This window comes from Streptomyces sp. NPDC058086 (assembly GCF_042885015.1).
GTDB lineage: Bacteria > Actinomycetota > Actinomycetes > Streptomycetales > Streptomycetaceae > Streptomyces.
In genome coordinates this window covers 1-4,046 of record NZ_JBHVST010000244.1, presented here as the reverse complement: position 1 = coordinate 4,046, position 4,046 = coordinate 1, and the positions used below count along the sequence as shown (strand labels likewise).

At 69.9% G+C, this 4,046-nt stretch carries 5 protein-coding genes and 1 pseudogene; 4 read left to right on the top strand and 2 right to left on the bottom strand.

All coding sequences use genetic code 11. The annotated features are described in order from the left end of the window. Positions 1-93 (top strand): annotated as a pseudogene (locus tag ACFVWD_RS57690) (helix-turn-helix domain-containing protein); the annotation flags it as partial. Between the two features lie 158 nt (positions 94-251). On the opposite strand, the gene ACFVWD_RS57685 reads toward ACFVWD_RS57690, so the two are convergent. Continuing rightward, positions 252-866 (bottom strand): cysteine hydrolase, encoded by a 615-nt coding sequence (locus ACFVWD_RS57685; RefSeq protein ID WP_389607143.1) that lies wholly within the window; start codon positions 864-866, stop codon positions 252-254. Between the two features lie 112 nt (positions 867-978). Here ACFVWD_RS57685 and ACFVWD_RS57680 point away from each other — a divergent pair, with 112 nt between their 5' ends. From ACFVWD_RS57680 to ACFVWD_RS57670, 3 genes are all read left to right on the top strand, one after another. Then, positions 979-1,680: a FadR/GntR family transcriptional regulator gene (locus tag ACFVWD_RS57680; RefSeq protein ID WP_389607142.1), complete on the top strand. Its 702-nt coding sequence runs from the start codon at positions 979-981 to the stop codon at positions 1,678-1,680. Then, positions 1,677-3,047 carry an FAD-binding oxidoreductase gene (locus ACFVWD_RS57675; RefSeq protein WP_389607140.1) on the top strand — a complete coding sequence of 457 codons (1,371 nt, stop codon included), beginning with the start codon at positions 1,677-1,679 and terminating at the stop codon, positions 3,045-3,047. The genes ACFVWD_RS57680 and ACFVWD_RS57675 overlap by 4 nt, the downstream gene beginning before the upstream one ends. 79 nt (positions 3,048-3,126) lie before the next feature. After that, on the top strand, positions 3,127-3,363 hold the full coding sequence (locus ACFVWD_RS57670; RefSeq protein WP_389607138.1) for a hypothetical protein: 237 nt from the start codon (positions 3,127-3,129) through the stop codon (positions 3,361-3,363). A gap of 112 nt (positions 3,364-3,475) precedes the next feature. On the opposite strand, the gene ACFVWD_RS57665 is transcribed toward ACFVWD_RS57670, so the two are convergent. After that, positions 3,476-4,046, bottom strand: a 571-nt coding sequence (locus tag ACFVWD_RS57665; RefSeq protein WP_389607136.1) for a M14 family zinc carboxypeptidase, incomplete at its 5' end; no start/stop codon positions are given.

Sequence of the window (4,046 nt, the reverse complement as noted above, 5' to 3'; positions counted from 1 at the left end):
CAGATGGTGCTGTTATCCGCACAGAGCACGCCCGTGGCGAAGATCGCCGAGGTGACGTTCACCAGCCCGGACCGGGTCCGGGACGTGCTCCACAAAGATGGTCGGACACCGCCTGGAGCGGGACTGCCGGTGGTCTCACGCCGTTCGCTCCGGGCGATGCCAACTGCCTGCGCACCAGGGCCGCCGACGGCGGGCAGTCGAACCCCGAGAGCATTCTGGCCTGCGGCCGCTGGGGCGGGGCGACGGCGGGACTACAGGGCGGCGATGACGTCGGTAGAGGTCATCGGCAGCGAGAACATCGGGAAGTCGTAGGAGATGGCGTTGCCGTGCTCCTCCTGCGAGGTGGCGGCGACGCAGTCGGTCAGGGTGATCACCCGGAAGCCGCGCTCGTAACCGGTGCGCATGGTCGACTCCACGCAGCAGTTGGTGAGGAAGCCGCCGAGGATGATCGTGTCGATGCCCTTGCTGCGAAGGATGAAATCGAGGTTCGTGCTGGCGAAGGTGTCGAGCCCGCGCTTGCCCTCGATGACGATGTCCCCGTTCACCGGAGCCAGCTCGTCGACGATGGCCGCGCCCCACGTGCCCTTCACGAACGCCTTCCCGTCCACGACGCCTTTGAGGATGCCGTAGGGGTGTCGGGTCAGCTCGCCGTAGCCTTCCGCGAAGGTGATCGGCACGTGCATGATCGACACTCCGGCCCGCCGGGCGGTGTCGACCACGGCGACGGAGTTGGCAAGCATGCCGGTGCGTTGCATGACGTCGGCGACCGCCCCGTGCAGCACGCCGCCGTCGCTGGTGAACTCGTTCTGGTACTCGATGAGCACGATCGCGGTCCTGGCCGGGTCGAGCTCGAGCTTGTCGGTCATGGCGACACCTGATTTCCGCGTCTGTGAGGTAGGGGCCTTTGTGTCCTGAGGCACAGCGAGAAGCACGATAGCTGCTTGTCTGACAAACAGACAAGAAGTTATCATGTGGTGCATGACGATCTCGCCGGTATCGCGCGTGCCCTTGAGCCTGGACGTGGCTCAGCGCCTGCGCGTGGCCATCCTCGACGGCACATTCCCCGCCGACACCGAGCTGCCCACGGAAACCGAACTCGCCCAGTCTTTCGGTGTCGGGCGGTCCACGATCCGCGAGGCGCTGCGGGTGTTGCAGGCGCACGGTCTGATCAGCGGCGCGGATACCGTTTCCACCGCGCGTCCGCGCGTCACCCACGAGCGCACGGCAGGCGCGGCGGGCCTGGCGCTGAGCACCGCCTTGCAGGTCGGCGCGATCCCGCTGGCCGACCTGGTGGCGCTGCGCACGCTGCTGGAGGCCGAGGCGATGCGGCAGACCACGTCCGTACCGGATACGGCTCGATCCTGCCTGGTGACCATGGCGGCAGCGGTGGAGAACACCGACATCCAGACCTTCCACGCCGCCGACGTGGACTTCCACGTGCAACTCGCCTACGCCGGCGGTAATCAGGCGCTGGGGTTCGTCATCGGCGTGCTGCGCGACTGCATCGCCGGCTACCTGCTCGACGCGCTCGCCACGGTGGCCGATCGGGGCGCGGTTCTCGCGCGTCTGCTGGCCGAACACCAGGCGATCGTCGACGCGCTGGACGCGGGCGAGACCGACCGTGCCGCCGAGCTGGTCGTGGATCACGTCCGCGGTTTCTACGAGCCGGAGACGCCATGACCGAGGTTGTCGCGGACGTCGCCGCCGCCCTGGCCGTCGCGCTGCCGGGCCGGGTGGTCACCGACCAGTACGCGATGGAGGCCTACCGCCGTGACCAGTGCCTGTTGGCTCCCGCGGGGCGCCCTGCGGCGGTGGTGCGTGCCCGCTCGACCGATGACGTGACCACCACACTGCGCACAGCGGGCGACCATCACGCCCCTGTGGTGACCCGGGGGGCCGGCACCGGGCTGGCCGGCGCGGCCAATGCGATCGACGGCTGTGTCGTACTCTCGCTCGCCGCGATGGACCGGATCCTGACCCTTGACGTGGCCGGCCGGACGGCAACCGTCGAGCCGGGCGTGCTCACCGGCGATCTCGACACCCGCGCCCGCGAGCACGGCCTGTGGTATCCGCCGGACCCAGGCAGCAAGGCGATCTCCACCATCGGCGGCAACCTGGCGACCAACGCAGGCGGCATGTGCTGTGCCAAGTACGGGGTCACCGCCGACCATGTCGCCGCGCTGACGGCCGTGCTCGCCGATGGCCGGATGATCCGTACCGGTCCACCGACCCGCAAGAACGTCACCGGGCTCGACCTCACCCGGCTCCTCGTCGGCTCCGAAGGCACCCTGGCGGTAATCGTGGACGCCACCGTGCGACTGCGACCGTTCCCGGCGGCCACCGCGACCGCAGTGGCCGCGTTCCCGACACCCCAACAGGCAGTCGACACCGTGCTGCAGATCGCGGCGGTCGCCGACCCAGCGGCGGTGGAGCTCATGGACCGCACCTGCATTCGCGCCGTCAATCGCCTGACGCGCATGGGGCTCGACGAGTCGGCCGGGGCACTCCTGCTCGTCCAGTGCGACGGGCCGTCCGCCGATCAGGAAGCCGCTACCTGTGCCAGGCTGGCCAAAGCAGGCGGCGCCACCGAAGTGCTGCACACCGCCGACCCGGCGGAAGGCGAGATGTTCATGCAGGCCAGACGAACGGTGTACCCCGCGCTGGAGAGGCTGGGCACCACGCTGCTCGACGACGTCGGCGTCGCGGTCCAGGACCTTCCCCCATTGCTTGCCGCGATCGAGCAAATTTCCGCCGACCACGGCGTGCTGATCGGCACCTTCGGCCACGCCGCCGACGGCAACCTGCATCCGACCATCGTCTACGACGCCACCGACCGTGACGCTGCCGATCGTGCCGGTGCCGCGTTCGACGACATCGTGGCCGCCGCGCTCGCGCTCGGCGGCACGATCACCGGCGAGCACGGCGTGGGCTCGCTCAAAACGCGCTACCTCGACGCGCAACTCGGTCCCACCGAGCGGGAGCTGATGACCGGCATCAAGGCCGTCTTCGACCCAGAGGGCATCCTCAACCCGGGCCGCGCGTATTAGCGGCCTTTCAAAAGAACGGCCCTGTCTCACATTCGGGCAGGCAGCGTCCAGCAGCGTGCTGAGCCGGGAGGCGACCTGCGTGGAGTCCAGACGGGCGGCGGCCGCGCCGACTCCGGCCCGCGCGCCGGGCTGGGTGACGCAGGAGGCAGCCGCCCGCTTCACGGACTTCGACTCGCTGGTACGGACGGTCTCCGTGCCGCGGGGCTGCGTACCGTACGAGCAGCACGCACTGGTCGAATCCTTCCCGGAGCCGGCGAGCGCCGCGGCGGCGCTGGGGAGGTCGGCGGACCACTGGCTGGAGGTGGGGCGGCAGTAGTGGCGGGAGGCGTGCTGCGCGGTGGAGGGCTGAGGGGGGCGGGGGCGCCGCCCCCCGAACCGTGGCCGGCAGAGCGACCCCCTCGCCCCCGGGCGGGGTAGGGCCTGCCGGGTCAGCTCTCCTTGTAGGGTGCGCCCGCGAGCTCCGCCGCGTGGAGCAGCGCGGTCCGAAGCTGCGGCCAGTAGTCGGTGTCCATGCACGTGTGGGCGGGCAGGAAGCCGTTACAGGCCGTGTTGGTCGTGGAGCCAGCCTCGATGGTGAAGCTGGGGATGCCCAGTTCGCCGTACGACCAGTCGTCGAGACCGCCCGATGCGGCGTACATGATCTCGCTGACCTTGCCGTACTGGTAGCCGGTGTCGTCGGCGAGCTGCTTGGCGACCGCGCGCATCGCGGCGTCGTTCGGCGCGAGGTCCTTGGTGTACGCCCACGGGAAGAGCACCGTGCGCACGTCGCTGTGCAGGCCGATGAATAAGCCGCGTGAGTCCGGGGACGCGGCGTCGGTCAGCTTCGGGCCGCGCGTGTCCGGGTAGAGCTTGCGCAGCAGGTCGTGTATCGCGGTGGTCTCCGGCTCGGAGTCGGCCGAGGGGCCCATCCCTTGATCTTCGCAGGGAATCCCGGCCTTCAGGCCGGGCGGGAATGCGATCCTCGGCCCGGAGGCGCGCAGCGCCGGAGTTCCCTGCGTC

Bases quoted from the DNA above. Each gene is read 5' to 3' on its own strand.
- ACFVWD_RS57685 (WP_389607143.1), bottom strand. From the start codon at position 866: ATGACCGACAAGCTCGAGCTCGACCCGGCCAGGACCGCGATCGTGCTC.
- ACFVWD_RS57680 (WP_389607142.1), top strand. From the start codon at position 979: ATGACGATCTCGCCGGTATCGCGCGTGCCCTTGAGCCTGGACGTGGCT.
- ACFVWD_RS57675 (WP_389607140.1), top strand. From the start codon at position 1,677: ATGACCGAGGTTGTCGCGGACGTCGCCGCCGCCCTGGCCGTCGCGCTG.